The organism is Pseudomonas citri (assembly GCF_025336485.1).
Classification (GTDB): Bacteria; Pseudomonadota; Gammaproteobacteria; order Pseudomonadales; family Pseudomonadaceae; genus Aquipseudomonas; species Aquipseudomonas citri.
The window spans coordinates 59,269-76,038 of sequence record NZ_JAODAB010000028.1 but is presented as its reverse complement, the minus strand read 5'-3'; the positions used below and the strand labels follow the sequence as shown (position 1 = coordinate 76,038).

13 protein-coding genes and 1 pseudogene are annotated in these 16,770 nt (G+C 61.4%); 5 read left to right on the top strand and 9 right to left on the bottom strand.

Annotation, left to right across the window (positions count from 1 at the left end):
* Positions 1-269: 269 nt before the first annotated feature.
* From N4Q37_RS23735 to N4Q37_RS23725, 3 genes are all read left to right on the top strand, one after another.
* A complete protein-coding gene (locus tag N4Q37_RS23735) occupies positions 270-1,559 on the top strand; it encodes a GGDEF domain-containing protein (RefSeq protein ID WP_260962208.1) in 1,290 nt (429 codons plus the stop codon).
* 91 nt (positions 1,560-1,650) lie between these two features.
* Positions 1,651-3,447 (top strand): acyl-CoA dehydrogenase C-terminal domain-containing protein, encoded by a 1,797-nt coding sequence (locus N4Q37_RS23730; RefSeq protein ID WP_260962206.1) that lies wholly within the window; start codon positions 1,651-1,653, stop codon positions 3,445-3,447.
* Between the two features lie 193 nt (positions 3,448-3,640).
* A complete protein-coding gene (locus N4Q37_RS23725; RefSeq protein ID WP_260962204.1) occupies positions 3,641-5,419 on the top strand; it encodes an acyl-CoA dehydrogenase C-terminal domain-containing protein in 1,779 nt (592 codons plus the stop codon).
* Between the two features lie 241 nt (positions 5,420-5,660).
* Here the strand turns inward: N4Q37_RS23725 and N4Q37_RS23720 are convergent, their stop codons facing one another.
* The 9 genes from N4Q37_RS23720 to N4Q37_RS23680 form a co-directional block, all read right to left on the bottom strand.
* Positions 5,661-7,490 carry an alpha/beta hydrolase family protein gene (locus N4Q37_RS23720; protein WP_260962202.1) on the bottom strand — a complete coding sequence of 610 codons (1,830 nt, stop codon included), beginning with the start codon at positions 7,488-7,490 and terminating at the stop codon, positions 5,661-5,663.
* Positions 7,456-8,625, bottom strand: coding sequence for a pyrroloquinoline quinone biosynthesis protein PqqE (gene pqqE / locus N4Q37_RS23715; RefSeq protein ID WP_260962200.1), 1,170 nt, complete (start codon positions 8,623-8,625; stop codon positions 7,456-7,458). The genes N4Q37_RS23720 and pqqE overlap by 35 nt, the downstream gene beginning before the upstream one ends.
* A complete protein-coding gene (gene pqqD, locus N4Q37_RS23710; protein WP_260962199.1) occupies positions 8,597-8,872 on the bottom strand; it encodes a pyrroloquinoline quinone biosynthesis peptide chaperone PqqD in 276 nt (91 codons plus the stop codon). The genes pqqE and pqqD overlap by 29 nt, the downstream gene beginning before the upstream one ends.
* Positions 8,869-9,621, bottom strand: coding sequence for a pyrroloquinoline-quinone synthase PqqC (pqqC, locus tag N4Q37_RS23705; protein ID WP_260962198.1), 753 nt, complete (start codon positions 9,619-9,621; stop codon positions 8,869-8,871). Before pqqC ends, pqqD begins: the two co-directional genes overlap by 4 nt.
* A 69-nt stretch (positions 9,622-9,690) precedes the next feature.
* Positions 9,691-10,602, bottom strand: coding sequence for a pyrroloquinoline quinone biosynthesis protein PqqB (gene pqqB / locus N4Q37_RS23700; protein ID WP_260962197.1), 912 nt, complete (start codon positions 10,600-10,602; stop codon positions 9,691-9,693).
* 79 nt (positions 10,603-10,681) lie between these two features.
* Complete coding sequence (pqqA, locus tag N4Q37_RS23695) at positions 10,682-10,756, bottom strand: pyrroloquinoline quinone precursor peptide PqqA (RefSeq protein WP_260962212.1); 75 nt, start codon at positions 10,754-10,756, stop codon at positions 10,682-10,684.
* Between the two features lie 122 nt (positions 10,757-10,878).
* Positions 10,879-13,287, bottom strand: a complete 2,409-nt coding sequence (pqqF, locus tag N4Q37_RS23690) for a pyrroloquinoline quinone biosynthesis protein PqqF (protein WP_260962196.1) — start codon at positions 13,285-13,287, stop codon at positions 10,879-10,881.
* Between the two features lie 48 nt (positions 13,288-13,335).
* Positions 13,336-14,130 carry a carbon-nitrogen hydrolase family protein gene (locus N4Q37_RS23685; RefSeq protein ID WP_260962194.1) on the bottom strand — a complete coding sequence of 265 codons (795 nt, stop codon included), beginning with the start codon at positions 14,128-14,130 and terminating at the stop codon, positions 13,336-13,338.
* A 10-nt stretch (positions 14,131-14,140) separates the two neighbouring features.
* A complete protein-coding gene (locus tag N4Q37_RS23680; RefSeq protein ID WP_260962192.1) occupies positions 14,141-15,823 on the bottom strand; it encodes a flavin monoamine oxidase family protein in 1,683 nt (560 codons plus the stop codon).
* Positions 15,824-16,096: 273 nt separating this feature from the next.
* Between N4Q37_RS23680 and N4Q37_RS23675 the strand changes: the two are divergent.
* Together N4Q37_RS23675 and N4Q37_RS23670 are read left to right on the top strand one after the other, a co-directional pair.
* Positions 16,097-16,462: pseudogene (locus N4Q37_RS23675) on the top strand (type II toxin-antitoxin system RelE/ParE family toxin).
* The gene (locus N4Q37_RS23670; RefSeq protein ID WP_260962190.1) at positions 16,455-16,766 is read left to right on the top strand and encodes a helix-turn-helix domain-containing protein; all 312 of its coding nucleotides are present in this window, start codon (positions 16,455-16,457) and stop codon (positions 16,764-16,766) included. Before N4Q37_RS23675 ends, N4Q37_RS23670 begins: the two are co-directional and overlap by 8 nt.
* Positions 16,767-16,770 lie beyond the last annotated feature (4 nt).

Sequence of the window (16,770 nt, the reverse complement as noted above, 5' to 3'; positions counted from 1 at the left end):
CGGATAGATTTAAGCAAGCCAACCACACCACCCGTTAATCAGTATTGCAAAAATGGGGGTGACCATAGATTTTTTTGTGGTGCCGAAATGCTGCCCACCCACAGGAATCAATCTGATCTTGAAACAATATTCATCCAACTCAGGCTAAGAAAATTTCCTCCTCTGCCGTTACAACGATGGCAGTGTGACATCTGTCACATCTCCCATGCCTCGCTCGCCAAATAGCAGGCACAATGCCATCCTTGATCAGTCGGGTCGGAGCTTTACCCTTGCCGCGTTCTTCCGCCGTACGTTTCAGTCATTTCCTACCGTCCTTGCTGCTGTTACTGGCGGGGCTCGCGGCTGCGTACGTCAAGGATCTCAACGTCTTCTTCACTTCGCTGTTCAACGTCTTGCCAACCTTGGTGCTGTTGCTGGGCGGGGCTTACTGCGCCGTCTACCGACGCCAGCGTGAACTGTTCCTGATGGTCACGGTTTACATCGCCTATTACTTGCTGGACACCCAGACCGACTTCTACCGTGATAACGGCAAGGTGCGCGATGATGCGGCGGTGGTCTTCCACCTCGTTTGCCTGCTGCTGCCGTTGCTGTTCGGGCTGTTCGCGGCGTGGCAGGAACGCACCCATCTGTTCCAGGACATGGTGGCGCGGTTCGCGGTGTTGCTGGCCTTTGGCAGCGTGGCGCTGGCCTTGGAACAGAGTTTTCCCCAGGCTTTGCTGCTGTGGCTTTCGGAGATCCGCTGGCCGGCGTTGCACGGTGCCTGGATGAGTTTGATCCAGCTGTCCTACCCGGTATTTGCCGCTGCATTCCTGCTGCTGACCTGGCAGTACTGGCGCAGCCCCCGGCCCTTGCATGCTGCGCAATTGGTGGGCCTGCTGGGCCTGTTCTGGATGTTGCCGAAAACCTTCATCCTACCGTTCACCCTGAACATCATGTGCAGCCAGGTGATGTTGATGATCGCCGCGGCGGTCGCCCATGAGGCCTATCAGATGGCGTTCCGTGATGAGTTGACCGGCTTGCCGGGACGTCGGGCGCTGAATGAGCGCATGCAGCGCCTGGGGCGTAACTATGTGCTGGCGATGAGTGACGTGGACCACTTCAAGAAATTCAACGACACCCACGGCCACGACGTCGGCGACCAGGTGTTGCGCCTGGTGGCCAGCAAGCTGTCGAAGATCGGCGGTGGCGGCAGGGCCTATCGCTACGGTGGCGAGGAATTCGCCCTGGTGTTTGCCGGCAAGACCATCGACGAGTGCATGCCCCACCTGGAGGTCATCCGCCAGTCGATCGAGACGTACAGCATCCAGTTGCGCAATCCCGAGAGTCGTCCCCTGGATGATCAACAGGGGCGCCAGCGACGCTCCGGGTCCGCGGCCTCCAGCGTGTCGGTGACGGTCAGCATCGGTGTGGCCGAGCGTCTCGAACAACGTACGCCCGAAGAAGTGCTCAAGTCCGCTGACCAGGCGCTGTATAACGCCAAGGGTGCGGGGCGTAACTGCGTGATTGCCTTCGGTCAGAGTCGCCGCGGCGCGGTGCGCATGGAAGCCGCCGCCGGTTGAGTGATGACGGCGCATTCAGCGTCTGGACTGTGATTGTGGGCGCGGGTGGCCGGCAGTAGGTTGAAACGACCTGCTACCGGAGAAAACCACCATGCCCGAGTACAAAGCCCCCCTGCGCGACATGCGCTTTCTGATCGACCACGTCTTTGATTTCCACGGCCGTTACGCTGAGCTGGGTGCCAGCGAGGCGAGTGCGGACATGGTCAATGCGATTCTCGAGGAGGGCGCCAAGTTCTGCGAGAACGTGCTGGCACCGCTCAATCGCTCCGGTGACGAGGAAGGCTGTCATTTCGACAACGGCGTGGTCACCACGCCTACAGGCTTCAAGCAGGCTTTCGCACAATATGTGGAAGGTGGCTGGCATGGGTTGGCGGCTGATCCGGCGTACGGTGGCCAGGGCCTGCCCAGTTCCCTGGGGCTGGTGATCAGCGAAATGGTCGGCTCCAGCAACACGTCCTGGGGCATGTACCCGGGCCTGACCCACGGCGCCATGTCGGCCATTCACGCCCATGGTACGGAAGAGCAGAAAAAGACTTACCTGAGCAAACTCACCGCCGGGCTATGGACCGGCACCATGTGCCTCACCGAAGCCCATTGCGGCACTGACCTGGGCATCATCAAGACCCGCGCCGTGCCCCAGGCTGACGGCAGCTATGCGATCTCGGGCAGCAAGATCTTCATTTCCGCCGGCGAGCACGATATGAGCCGGAACATCATCCATTTGGTGCTGGCCAAACTGCCGGACGCACCCGCTGGGACCAAAGGCATCTCGCTGTTCATCGTGCCCAAGTACCTGCCCGACGCCAGCGGCGAGGCGGGGCCGCGCAATGGCGTGGCCTGCGGTTCGATCGAACACAAGATGGGCATCAAGGCCTCGGCCACCTGCGTGCTGAACTTCGACGGGGCCACGGGCTTCCTGATCGGCGAGGCGAACAAGGGCCTGAACTGCATGTTCACCATGATGAACCATGCCCGGCTCGGCACCGGCATGCAGGGCCTGTGCCTGGGGGAGGCGAGTTTTCAGGGTGCGATCAGATACGCCAACGACCGTTTGCAGATGCGCTCGCTGACCGGTCCCAAGGCGCCGGAAAAAGTCGCCGACCCGATCATCGTTCATCCCGATGTGCGCAGGATGTTGCTGACCATGAAAGCCTTTAACGAAGGCAACCGGGCGCTGACGTACTTCACTGCGCAACTGCTGGATACCGCGCACCTGAGCTCCGACGAAACCGCCCGCCAGGAAGCCGAGGACCTGCTGGCGTTCCTCACCCCGATCTGCAAAGCCTTTATGACCGACACCGGGCTGGAGGTGACCAACCACGGCATGCAAGTGTTCGGCGGCCACGGCTTCATTCGTGAATGGGGCATGGAACAACTGGTGCGAGATTGTCGTATCGCTCCGATCTATGAAGGCACCAATGGCATCCAGGCCCTGGACTTGCTGGGACGCAAGGTGCTGGGCAGCCAAGGCAAGTTGTTGCGCGGCTTCACCAAAATCGTCCATAAATTCTGCGCGGCGAATGCCGAACACCCGCAGCTTCAGCGCTACATCGACCAACTCGACGGGCTCAACCGGCAGTGGGGCGAACTGACCACGCACGTCGGTATGACGGCCATGAAAAACCCGGATGAAGTGGGCGCCGCTTCGGTGGATTACCTGATGTACAGCGGTTACATCATCCTGGCGTATTTGTGGTTGCGCATGGCCTTGGTCGCCCAGGCGCAACTCGACAGTGGTACTGCAGACGCGGATTTCTGCCGGGGCAAACTGGCGACGTGCGAGTTCTACTTCAAGCGTCTGCTGCCCAGGACCGCTGCCCATCGGGCTGCCGTCGAATCAGGGAGCGATTGCCTGATGCAACTGCCGGCGGAGTTGTTTGCGCTTTGATGGGCTGAAACATTTCTCCGTGGCGAGGGGCAAGCTCCCTCGCCACGATAAACATCCAGGCCTGCGAATTGACTAAAAATAACAAAATAGTCACATGTTGACCCTATGTGTCGCAAAAGTTGTTAGGGTACACTCAAGCCATTGCAAAAGCGTTTTCTTACGAACCAATTGTTTAGATCCTGCGAGGTTTGCCATGGCTGACTACAAAGCGCCCCTGCGCGATATGCGCTTCGTCCTCAATGAAGTGTTCGAGGTGGCGAAGCTCTGGGCCGAACTGCCGGCCCTGGCTGACAGCGTAGACGCTGAAACCGTCGAGGCGATCCTGGAAGAAGCCGGCAAGGTCACCAGCAAGAGCATCGCACCCCTCAGCCGCGCGGCTGACGAAGAAGGTTGCCACTGGGTCGACGGGACCGTCACCACGCCGGCAGGTTTCCCACAGGCCTACAAGACTTATGCTGAAGGCGGTTGGGTCGGCGTCGGTGGCGATCCGGCGTACGGCGGCATGGGCATGCCCAAGGCCGTTTCGGCCCAGGTCGAGGAAATGGTCAACTCCGCGAGCCTGTCCTTCGGCCTGTACCCGATGCTGACCGCCGGGGCTTGCCTGTCGATCAACGCCCACGCCAGCGAAGAGCTGAAGGCGGCGTACCTGCCGAACATGTATGCCGGCGTCTGGGCCGGCTCCATGTGCCTGACCGAGCCCCATGCCGGGACGGACCTGGGGATCATTCGCACCAAGGCTGAGCCCCAGGCCGACGGTTCCTGCAAAGTCAGCGGCACCAAGATTTTCATCACCGGCGGCGAACACAACCTCACCGAGAACATCATTCACCTGGTGCTGGCGAAACTGCCGGATGCCCCGGCGGGCCCGAAAGGCATCTCGTTGTTCCTGGTGCCGAAGTTCATGGTCAATGCCGACGGCAGCCTGGGTGCGCGCAACGCTGTCACCTGCGGTTCGATCGAGCACAAGATGGGCATCCAGGCATCCGCGACCTGCGTAATGAATTTCGATGAAGCCGTGGGTTACCTGGTCGGCGAGCCGAACAAGGGCCTGGCGGCGATGTTCACCATGATGAACTACGAGCGCCTGGGCGTAGGTATCCAAGGCCTGGCTTCCGGTGAGCGCTCCTACCAGAACGCCGTCGAGTATGCCCGCGACCGCTTGCAAAGCCGTTCGCCAACCGGCGCACAGAACAAGGATAAGGTGGCCGACCCGATCATTGTCCACCCTGATGTAAGGCGGATGTTGCTGACCATGAAGGCCTCGAACGAGGGCGGGCGGGCCTTTTCCACCTACGTGGCAATGCAACTGGATACCGCCAAGTTCAGCGAAGACCCGGCCATCCGCAAGCGCGCCGAAGACCTGGTGGCGTTGTTGACCCCGGTGGCGAAGGCTTTCCTGACCGACCTGGGCCTGGAGACGACGGTTCATGGCCAGCAGGTGTTTGGCGGCCACGGTTACATTCGTGAATGGGGCCAGGAGCAACTGGTGCGTGACGTACGCATCACCCAGATCTACGAAGGCACCAATGGCATCCAGGCGCTGGACTTGGTGGGCCGCAAGATCGTCGGCAGTGGCGGTGCGTTCTACCGCCTGTTCGCTGAGGAAATCCGCCGCTTCACCGCTACCGCGAACGCTGACTTGGCGGAGTTCACCCAGCCGTTGAACGAGGCGGTCGGTACGCTGGATGGGGTGACTGAATGGCTGTTGGACCGGGCCAAAGACAACCCGAATGAAATCGGCGCCGCTTCGGTGGAGTACCTCCAGGCATTCGGCTACACCGCTTACGCCTACATGTGGGCACTGATGGCCAAGGCTGCCCTGGGCAAGGAAAGCCAGGATGATTTCTACGCGAGCAAACTGGGCACGGCGCGTTTCTACTTCGCCCGCCTGTTGCCGCGTGTCCATTCCTTGGCGGCTTCGGTGAGGGCAGGCAGCGAGTCGTTGTTCCTGCTGGACGCTGACCAGTTTTGAGACATGAGGGCTGTGTAAGCATTTACTTACATAACGTGCTGGCGTTTGTCCTCTATCGGTCGATTGGATCCACGACTAATCTACTGCTCATGGACGTCGCGCAGGATGCGCAATAGCAAAAGCAAGGACACGTAGGATTCTGCCAGGATGGCGGAGTGAAATGGATGTCAGGGAAACAGTCTGCAAAGCCCCGCTTCGGCGGGGTTTTCTTTTGTCCGCGTTTTTGTTCCTGCCGTGTATGTCACGGGTGATCGTCCATCACCCTGCGATAAAACCACCATTCATGTTCCAGCGCATGCGCCTGGTTCGTCGCCTTGCGAAAGCCATGGCGCTCGTCGGGATAGTAGTGCGCCTCGACCGCAACGCCGTTGGCCTCTAGAGCACTGACCATCTCGCGGGTTTGCTGCGGCATGACCACGGCGTCCAGTTCGCCCTGGAAGAAAATCACCGGTGTGCGGATCTGTTCCGCATGCAGCAGCGGGGTACGGGCACGGTAGCGTTCGATGTCGCGCTGCGGGTCACCGATCAGCCAGTCCAGGTAGTCGGCTTCGAACTTGTGCGTGACGCGGCCCAGGGCGATGGGGTCGCTGACACCGTAGAGGCTGGCGCCGGCACGGAACACGTCATGGAACGCCAGGGCGCAAAGGGTCGTGTAGCCACCGGCACTGCCACCCCGGATGAAGGTCCGACGACCGTCGACCAGGCCTTGTTCAGCCAGGTAGACGACCACCGCGCAGGCGTCCTCGACATCCACGACACCCCAATTCAAATGCAACGCTTGCCGATACGCCCGGCCATAACCGCTGCTGCCGCGATAGTTGAGATCGGCCACGGCGAAGCCGCGCTGGGTCCAGTACTGGATACGCGGATCGAACAGGGGATAGCAGGCCGACGTCGGACCGCCGTGGATGAACACCACCAAGGGCGGCTTCGCTGGGGCGTTCATGGCCGGGTAAAAGAACCCGTGGGCTTGGCCTGACGCCGACGGATAGCACAGGGTGCGTGGACGGCTGATCTGTTCAACGGGCAACGGCGTAACCCCACCGGCCAGAACCGTTACCTCGCTGTTTTGCCGTTCAATCGCGATCACCGCCGCCGGACGGGTGGGTGAGGCGGCAATGGCATAAATGAACCGCTCATTCAGCGCCAGGCTGCGGAAACGACTGTAGGTTCCGGTGAAGTCTTCACCGATAACGTCACCGCGGCGCAGCCCCAGTCGTCCGAAGCCTGCTTCGGTCCAACTCGCCAGGTACGTATGCTCATCCAAAGGCAGCCAGGTGCAGCCACCCATCTGCCACGGCGCCGGGGCGTGATCGGCTGCGGCGGCGGGCAGCGGTGCCAGGCCGTGGCCCGAGTCGACCCAGGGCTGCCAATAACCGCCGCGATCCGTCAGGCAATAAAGGCGACTGGATGCGTCGAAACGCGGTTGCTGGATGGATTCTTCGTCACCGTCACCCGCCACACAGTGTGGCTCGCCCCAACCCGCGGCAACGCGTTCGGCCAGCATCAGCCGAGTGGCCGTCCAGGGCTGATGCGGACGGCTCCATTCGATCCAGGCCAGCCGCTGGCCGTCCGGACTGACGCTCGGCGCCGCGTAGAAATCCGCGCCTTCGGCCAGCAGTTGCCGCTGGTGATCGGCCAACCCGATCGACACCAGACGGTGTTGGTTGGCCTGTTCTTCCACTGCCAGTACCTGGCCGCAGGCAAAGCCAAGATCGCCGTAACGGCAGTCTCCGGAGGTCAACGCCACGGGCTGCTCATCGATCAGTGCCTGATGGTACAACTGCTGGTCGGCCTCGTTGACGAACAGCACGCCGTCATGGCTCAGGCAGAACGATCCGCCGCCGTATTCATAGACCCGGCTGCGCACGCTGAAGCCGTCCGGCGTCAGGCATCGGCGTTGACCCTCATGCCAATGCCAGATCCGGCTGGCACCGTCTTCGGGGCGGTACTCATTCCAGAACAGGCCCAGGGGGCCGACTTGCAATTCGCCAAAGTCGACCCCGGCGGCAACGGCCTGGGCGGCGCTGAAAGGATCAGCCTTTGGCGATGAGGTGCGAATTTCGTTCATTGCGAAAAGCCAGTTGTTCGATGGTTTGCGTGGCGTGTTCGGCGTCTTCGCGGGCCTTGAGAATCACCCCGTGGTGTTCGGATTTGCTGCACACCGGGTCGGCGTTGCTGGCGTCCCCCGTGAGCATGAATGCCTGGCAGCGACAGCCGCCGAAGTCCTTTTCTTTTTCATCGCAGGAGCGGCACGGCTCGGGCATCCAGTCATAACCGCGGAAACGGTTGAAACCGAACGAGTCGTACCAGATGTGCTGCATGCTATGGTCGCGCACATTGGGAAACTGCACCGGCAACTGGCGGGCGCCATGACAGGGCAAGGCCGTGCCGTCCGGCGTGACGGTCAGGAAAACACTGCCCCAGCCGTTCATGCAGCCTTTGGGGCGTTCTTCATAGTAGTCCGGTGTGACGAAGATCAGCTTGCAGGGATTGCCTTGCGCTTCGAGTTTGGCGCGGTATTCGTTGGTGACGCGCTCGGCGCGCACCAGTTGCTCCCGGGTGGGCAGCAGGCCGACGCGGTTGAGCTGCGCCCAGCCGTAGAACTGGCAGGTGGCGAGCTCGACGAAGTCGGCTTCCAGGGCGATGCACAGCTCGATGATGCGGTCGATCTTGTCGATGTTGTGCCGATGGGTCACGAAGTTCAGCACCATCGGGTAGCCATGGGCCTTGACCGCCCGGGCCATTTCCAGTTTTTGCGCGAAGGCTTTCTTCGAGCCGGCCAAGAGGTTGTTCACCTGCTCGTCGCTGGCTTGGAAGCTAATCTGGATATGGTCCAGGCCGGCCTTCTTGAAGTCGCTGATTTTCTGTTCGGTCAGGCCGATGCCGGAGGTGATCAGGTTGGTATAGAAACCCAGCCTGCGCGCCTCGCCGATCAGTTCGGCCAGATCCTGGCGCACCAACGGCTCGCCGCCGGAAAAGCCCAGTTGCGCGGCGCCCATCTCCCGCGCTTCGCGAAAGACTTTGAACCATTGCTCCGTGCTCAGCTCCTTGCCCTGCTCGGCGAAGTCCAGCGGGTTGGAGCAGTAGGGGCATTGCAGCGGACAACGATAGGTCAGTTCGGCCAGCAACCACAGGGGCAGGCCGACTTCCGGCTTGGGCGGCAGGCCCGGGGTTTCAGGCAAGTTCGATCCAGTGCTGTGCACGGGCGACCTCCATGAATTGCTCGATGTCATCACCGAGTTCCGGCACGTCGGGGAACTGCTTCGCCAACTCGCCGATGATGGCCGCGACATCCCGCTCGCCATTGATCAGGCCACCGATCAGCGCAGCGCTATCGTTGAGCTTGATCATGCCTTCAGGATAGAGCAGCACGTGGCCTTTCTGGGCCGGTTCGTATTGGAAGCGGTAACCGGGGCGCCAGCGTGGGGTTTTGCTGCGGTCGAAACTCATAAGGCAATCCCTTTATGCCACACCCGTTGCTCGGTCACGCTGTGGTAGGGCGGGCGGTTCAATTCGTAGGCCATGCTCATGGCGTCGAGCATGCTCCAAAGAATGTCCAGTTTGAACTGGAGGATCTCCAGCATGCGCTCCTGGCCCTCGCGGGTAGTGTAGTGCCGCAAGGTAATGGCCAGGCCATGCTCCACGTCACGACGGGCCTGGCTCAGGCGGGTACGGAAGTATTCGTAGCCGGCGGGGTCGATCCAGGGGTAATGCTGCGGCCAGCTGTCCAGGCGCGACTGGTGGATCTGCGGGGCGAACAGTTCGGTCAGCGAGCTGCTCGCCGCTTCTTGCCAACTGGCCCGGCGGGCGAAATTGACGTAGGCATCCACCGCAAAGCGCACGCCGGGCAGCACCAGTTCCTGTGAGCGCAGTTGATCGGGGTCCAGGCCTACGGCCTGGCCGAGTCGCAACCAGGCCTCGATGCCACCGTCTTCGCCAGGCGCACCGTCGTGGTCGAGCAGGCGCTGGATCCACTCACGGCGAATTTCCCGGTCCGGGCAGTTGGCGAGGATCGCGGCGTCCTTGAGCGGAATATTCACCTGATAGTAAAAGCGGTTCGCGACCCAGCCCTGGATCTGTTGGCGAGAGGCCCGGCCTTCATACATCGCCACGTGATACGGGTGATGGATGTGGTAATACGCGCCCTTGGCACGCAGGGCCGCTTCGAACTCGGCGGGGGACAGAGGGGTGTCAGTCATTTTCGGTTCTCCGGGAGTCACCGTCGGGTTCTGTGGCGTTGGGTCGTTCCCACCTTCGTTCCGACCTGCCTACAACTCAATACTCATTCCGTCGTAGGCCACTTCAACCTTTCGGCGTAGAAGTTCGGCCCGCTCCGGCGAATCTTCGTCGAGGATCGGGTTGGTGTTGTTGATATGGATAAGGACCTTGCGCTGCGCGGGCAGTTGCTCCAGCACTTCAAGCATCCCGCCGGGACCGTTCTGCGCCAGGTGGCCCATTTCCCGACCGGTGCGGGTGCCGACGCCACGGCGCTGCATTTCATCGTCGTCCCACATTGTGCCGTCCACCAACAGGCAGTCGCTGCCAGCCATGATCTGCAACAACGACTCGTCGACCTGACCCAGGCCCGGGGCATAGAACAGCTTGCCGCCGGTGCGCAGGTCCTCGACGACCAGGCCGATATTGTCGCCAGGGTGCGGGTCGAAGCGATGCGGTGAATAGGGGGGGGCGGCGCTGCGCAGTGGCAGTGGGGTGAAGCGCAGGTTCGGGCACGCGGCGATGGTGAAGCTGCGGTCGAGTTCGATGCGATTCCAGCTCAACCCGCCATTCCAGTGGGTGAGCATGTTGAACAGCGGGAAGCCGGTGCTCAGGTCTTCATGGACCATGTCGGTGCACCAGACTTGATGCGGGCAGCCTTCGCGCAGGCTGAGCAAGCCGGTGGTGTGGTCGATCTGGCTATCCATCAGGATGATCGCGCCAATGCCGGTGTCTCGCAGGGTCCGGCCAGGCTGCATCGGGGCAAAGCCCTGGAGCTGGGCGCGGATGTCCGGCGAGGCGTTGCACAGCACCCAGTTCACGCCATCGTCGGAGATCGCGATGGACGACTGGGTGCGTGCCTGGGCCCGCAGACTGCCGTTGCGAAAACCTGCACAGTTGACGCAATTACAGTTCCATTGGGGAAAACCGCCGCCGGCGGCGGAACCTAGGATCTGAACGAGCATGGCCGCTCCCTCTGCAAACCAAAATGAAAAACGCCCCGGCTGACCGAGGCGTGGTGTTGCGTGCTACCGCCTGCCGGGCTTAACGGCTGGCGAAGTACATGGTGACTTCGAAGCCGATACGCAGGTCGATATATGCGGGTTTGGACCAGGCCATGAAAATACTCCTTTGGTGGCGATGCTGTGGTTCGGATGCTGTAGTTCGAGTGGCTCGGTTGAGACCTATACATATAGTCCACCTCTGGCAGGAGATGTTCAGATGATTAGGTGCCTGTGTTACTAAATCTGACATTTTCCATTGCTCAGGCAGCGCCGGCCGCCCTCGGCATCGATCAAGCGCCGGGCGCCTGCCAGTAGCTGTGCACGGTCCAGAAGCCCGATGGCCTCGGACAATTGTTCCAGGTAATCCGACGGGCGGCCGGCCAGTTTGCCCTGCCAGAGCAGTTCGGCTGCTTGGGCGCAGGGCAGGGCGGCGCTCTGGAACTGGGCGGCGAGTGCTTGTCGCTGGCTGGTGAGGGTCGTCTCGTCGACTTGCTGGATCAGTCCGGGCAAGTCGTTGAGGAACTGTTCGATGTGACCGATCAACTGCGCAGTGGAGGCGCTCGGCGATTGGGCACCGAACAACAGGCCGGTGGTGGCGTTGACCTGCCTCGCGCCACTGAACACGGCATAGCCCAACTGCAATTCGACACGCAGGCGCTGGTAGAACGGCGCCTGGCACAGCTGCGCCAGCAGGCGCCACGTGGCTTCGTCGGACAAGGCCCCAGTGGGCGCGGGGCAGAACAGCAACACGGCCTGTTCTTCGCTGTCGGTGGGGAACGTGTGCCATGTCCATTGCGCGGTGGCTGTTGGCGGTTCGCCTTCCTCGCCAGCGATGCCCGGCACCCGGGCCAGCGCCGGGCCTAGTGCGGCCTGGGTCGCTGTCGACAGGCCTACGGCCAGGCCGTCCCATTGAGCCGAAGCCCAGAGGTTGTCAGGCCATGTGGAGGTCGCAGGCTTGATAGGTCCCTGGCAGCAATCCGGCAGCAGTTTCAACAGGTGCCGAATCGGTATCACGGGTGGTTCGTTCCTGGCCGGGGCCTGGGGCAGCGGTTGCTCGAGCTTCGTCAGGATGTGCTCGATCACCTTCGGCATCGGTGCCTGCAAGCCAGTCAGTTTCAGGAGGCAATGTTTTGTGGATGACTCGAGGATGACGTCCACGCTGGCCTGTCGTGCGTCTTCACGCAAGTCCTGCAGATGCCAGTCGAGCCTGGCTTGAAGGTCTTGTGGTGCCGCTGTCGCCCAGCGCCAGCGCAGGTACACCGCGCCTTCCGGGGTGTTTTGCGCCAACGCTTGGCTGAACTGCATCGGCGAATGCTCTCGCCGGCCCCGGGAACGGTCCTGTGCGAATGTTCGCAAACCGCGGTGGGCACTGCTCTGGCCGCGAATCAGGCCGGCGCGGGGTGGTTCGTGGCGTGTTTGCAGGAACGGATTAGGGGGCGGCAGCTGCCATTGTCCGGTGACGTTATCCGTCGGCTTCAACTGCTTGAGTATTTCCCTGAGTCGCCCCCGATCACTTTCGGACAGCGGGCCGTTGCGTCCTTCGCTGTCCCAGCGCGCCAACTGCAAGGCACTGGCCGTTTCCTGGCGACGCTGTCCCAGCGCGTTGAACTCGCTGCACAAGTGGGGCCAATCCTCCTGGGCGGCAAAGAACCCCAGCCAATCATGCAGCAACGAGTGGATTTCTTCCGACGCCGGGTCTTTGTCGAGCTTGAGTCCAACGTGTAGCAGCGCCTGCCCGGCAAATTCGTAAAGCGCTGTGGCCTTGAGGCTGTCGGCCAGGGCGCGCTGGCGTAACGTGGCCAGCAGGCCGCCCGGTTTGTGGGCGTTCAGCCAGTGGCAGAGAAAGTCCAGCGCCTGCGGCGACGCGGCGGGGAGGTTTTCGAAGGTGAACAGCAGATCGAGGCAACCGGCACTGGCCTGTTGATAACCAGCCTGCGAAGCTGCCATCAGTGTCGGCGGCAATGACCTGGCCGTCGCGTCGCCCTTCGGTAGGTTGTCGCCGAACTGCTCGGCCAGTGCCCTCAAGGCTTTGAGGTCTTGCGGGCCGACCAGGCTCAGGGTCATCTGGCCGCTTCGGTAGAACCGTTGATAGAAATCGTGCAGCGCCGTCTGGAATTCGTGCTGTGTCACGGCGAGGCTGTCGCGATTGCCCGCATGAAAGCCTCGTAGCGGATGACCTGGCGACAGCCCATCATGCAGGGCAACTTGTCGCTGGGCCGTGGCATCCTGGGACCAGGCGATGAATTCAGCTTCCAGCACTTCCCGCTCCCGCAATTGATCGGCTTCGTCCAGGCGCGGGTGGGCGAGCATGTCACTCAGCCGCTCCAGCCCCTCGGCGAAGACGTTCGGCGGCAGTTCGAAGAAGTAATCCGTACTGCGTTCGCCGGTCCGTGCGTTGACCTGGCCGCCGTGCCGTTGCACGTAGGCCATCAAATGCTGTCCGGTGGGAAAGCGCTCTGTGCCCAGGAAGAACAAATGTTCGAGGAAATGTGCCAATCCGGGCCAGACCAGGGGCGCATCATGGCTGCCGGCCGCCACACGCAGCACGGCGGCACTGCGCTTGAGGCCGGGCACATGACGCAACGTCACCTGCAAGCCGTTGGCCAGGGTTTGGGTATGAGCGTGAAGGGGGGCGGGGGACGGCATGAGCGCTTCCAGGACAAGGATGCGCCCATGCTAGCGGATTAGCCTGGATCAGTGTTCAAGCAAGTCGACGTAGAGCGAAGGGCGACGGTCGTGCAAGTAGTTGTAGGCCGCACGGGATCGTTCGATCAGTTGTCGATCCAGCTCGCCCACGATCAACGCCTCGTCCAGCCCAGCCAGCGCCGGGCGGCTGCCGTCCGGGGCGGCGATGCTGCTTTGACCGCAATATTGCAATTCACCTTCGCGCCCGCAGTAATTGGCGTACGCCACGAAACACTGGTTCTCGATGGCCCGGGCACGCACGGTGACGTCGGCGATGAAGTCATAGGGCTGCATGTTGGCCGTTGGCACCAGGATCAACTCTGCGCCGGCCAAGGCCAGGCGACGGGCGTTCTCCGGAAACTCCAGGTCATAACAGATCAGGAAGCCAAGCTTCCAGCCACCCAGCTCCACGATTGGCAACGCTGAATCACCTGCGCTGAACATGGCGTGATCGAGGTCGCCGAACAGGTGGCTCTTGCGGTAGTTGGCGAGGCGTTCCCCGTGGGCGTCGATCAACTGCAATGCGTTGAAGATCTGCCCGTCTTCGCTGCGTTCGGGGTAGCCATAGACAATCGCCAGGCCGCACGCCTTGGCGATGCGGGCGATCTGCTGCGCCGATTCGCCGTTGTAGACCTCGGCCAGTACGTTCACCGCGTCGACGCCGATGTTATAGCCGGTCAGGAACATCTCCGGCAGCACCAGCACATCGGCGCCTTTGGCTTCCAGCGCCACTTGATGCAGGCGTTGCAGGTTGCCGGCCGGGTCCAGTGGCAGCGGCGGACATTGGTAGAGGGCTACGCGCATTGACAACTCCTTATTCGGGCAGGGCAATCGGCCCGATCTCATGGAACACATCACCTGGGCCGGGGTTGGCGGCGTGAGTTTCACCGCCGAAGTGCTTCATGATGCCCCACACGGCGTTGAGCGAGGTCTGTACGGCGCCTTCGACCCAGGCGGGTGTCCATGAGACGTCATCGCCGGCGATAAAGATCCCTTTTTGTTCGGCTGGCATGTCGTCCTGCATGAAATGCGCATACATGCGCTGGTTGTAGCGGTAGTGGCCGGGCAGGGCGCCCTTGAATGCACCGAGGAAATGCGGGTCGGCTTCCCAGGATACGGTGATCGGATCGCCGATGATCCGCGCCGCGATGTCGACCTTGGGGTAGATCTTCTTCAAGGCGTCGAGGGCCAGTTTGACGCGTTTTTCCACCGGGTGCGGCAGCATCTTCAACGCGTCGCTCATCCAGGAGTACGACAGGCAAATGACCCCTGGCTTGTCGTCGCCGTTGTCGAACAGGTACGTGCCGCGGGTGAGACGGTCGGTGAGGGTCATGCTCATGAGGTCGCGGCCGGTTTCCGGGTCCTTGTCCTTCCAGAACGGCCGGTCGACCATCACGAAGGTCTTCGATGATTGCATGTAGCGGGTGCGGTCCAGGGCCATCCACATCTTTTGCGAGAACAACGCTTCTTCACATTCGATCTGGGTGGTAAGGAGCCAGCTCTGGCAGGTGACCAGCACCGCGGCATACTCGCGGGTATCTCCCCAGACATCGGTCACGCTGAACCGGCCATCGTCGGCACGGGCGATGCGTTTCACGCCGCTGCGGGGGGCGCCCAGGTGCAACGAGCTCAGGCTGGTGCCTTGCGGCCAATGTGCGCAGCGTTCCGGTACGTGTTTCCAGATGCCATGGGGGACCTGTTCGACGCCGCCGACCACCAGGTGCTGGTGGTCGTCGCAGTTGGTCATCACGACGCGGAAGATTTCCAGCATCGAGTTGGGGAAGTCCGAATCCCAGCCACCCGTGCCGAAGCCGACCTGGCCGAACACTTCACGGTGCTGGAACGAAAGCTTGGCGAATGCCTTGGAGGTGGCGACGAAGTCATAGAAGGTGCGGTCGTCCCACAGCGGCACCAGGGTGTTCCAGAGTTCCTTGAGGCGCGGTACGTCGCGGTCGCGGATCGCTTGCTGGATCTCGCTGAAACGCGAACCGTCCTCCAGGGCGTCGGCCCAGGCGTCGGCCACTTCCTGGAACAGGGCGGGCAGGTCCGCCAGTTTCCGGGCGTAATAGGTCTGGCCTTCCAGATCGATGACCGTGCTTCCCGACGCGGGGGTCAGCGGGTTGGGGAACGGCTTGGTTTCCAGCCCCAGTTTGTCGACGTAGTGGTAGAAGGCCGTGGACGACACCGGAAAGCGCATGCCTCCCAGCTCGGCAATCACCCCTTCGGCGCCGTTGAACGCCTGCGAGCGCAGGCGCCCCCCCATCTTCGACGCCTCGTAGACCACCGGCTTGAGGCCCTGCTTCATCAATTCATAGGCCGCCACCAGGCCGGCGATCCCGGCCCCGACGATCGCCACTTCCGCACCGTGGTTATGGGCCGGGATACTGCCCAGACCGGCGGGATGTTCGATCCACTCATCAAAGGCGAAAGGAAAGTCCGGCCCGAAAATGGTGATGGGCTTTTTACCGTCTGCTGGGTGGCGATTGTTCTTGTTCATGGCTGACCTTGATGAGGCTCGACGCAGCGTCGCGTCTGAGTATAGGAAAGATGCCAGCCATTCTAGGGAGCGGGGGATACGTTAATAAGACACAATGTGTCGTCGTTTTGAGTATATGTTAGTCATTCTGATGTATTAAACCGTCGTAATGACGAAATCCGCTCCCACAGAAACTCTCCTTAACAATTGTCTGCGCGATCGATAGGGGCAGATACCTGCCGACGCTCCTATGGTTATTCCCTTGAGGTTATATATCTTGGGTGGCATATTTGAATGAAATGGGATGTTGAATACACCGATGAGTTTGAGAGGTAGTGGAACGGTCTCTGTGAATCCGAGCAAGACTCCGTGCAGGTCGCAGTGATGCTGCTTGGCGATGCCGGGCCGCACCTGGGCTTTCCTCACTCCAGTGATATCAAAGGTTCACGCCGTGGCAACCTTCGGGAGTTACGGATACAACACGCGGGCAGGCCTTATCGTGTTCTCTATGCGTTTGATTCACGTCGTTGCGCCATCCTGCTGATTGGCGGAGACAAGACTGGTCAGGACCGCTGGTACCAGAAACACGTACCGTTGGCCGAACGCCTCTACGACGAGCACTTGGAAGTACTGAAGAGAGAGGGCTTTGACAATGGCTAAGAAATTTTCCGACTTGGTGGAGCGCCGTTCGCCTGAGTCTCAGGCTCGAACGCAGGCTCTGTATCAGAAGTTGCGTGCAGAAATGCCGTTGCACGAGTTGCGTCAAGCGCAGGAATTGAGCCAGGACGCCTTGGCCAAGGCACTGCATATCAACCAGGCGGCAGTCTCGAAAATGGAGCGCCGTACGGACATGTACATCAGCACCTTGCGCAACTACATACGTGCCATGGGCGGCGAGTTGGAGATTATCGCGACCTTCCCGGAGGGGCAGGTCAGAATCGAAAATTTCGCCCAACACACATGATGGG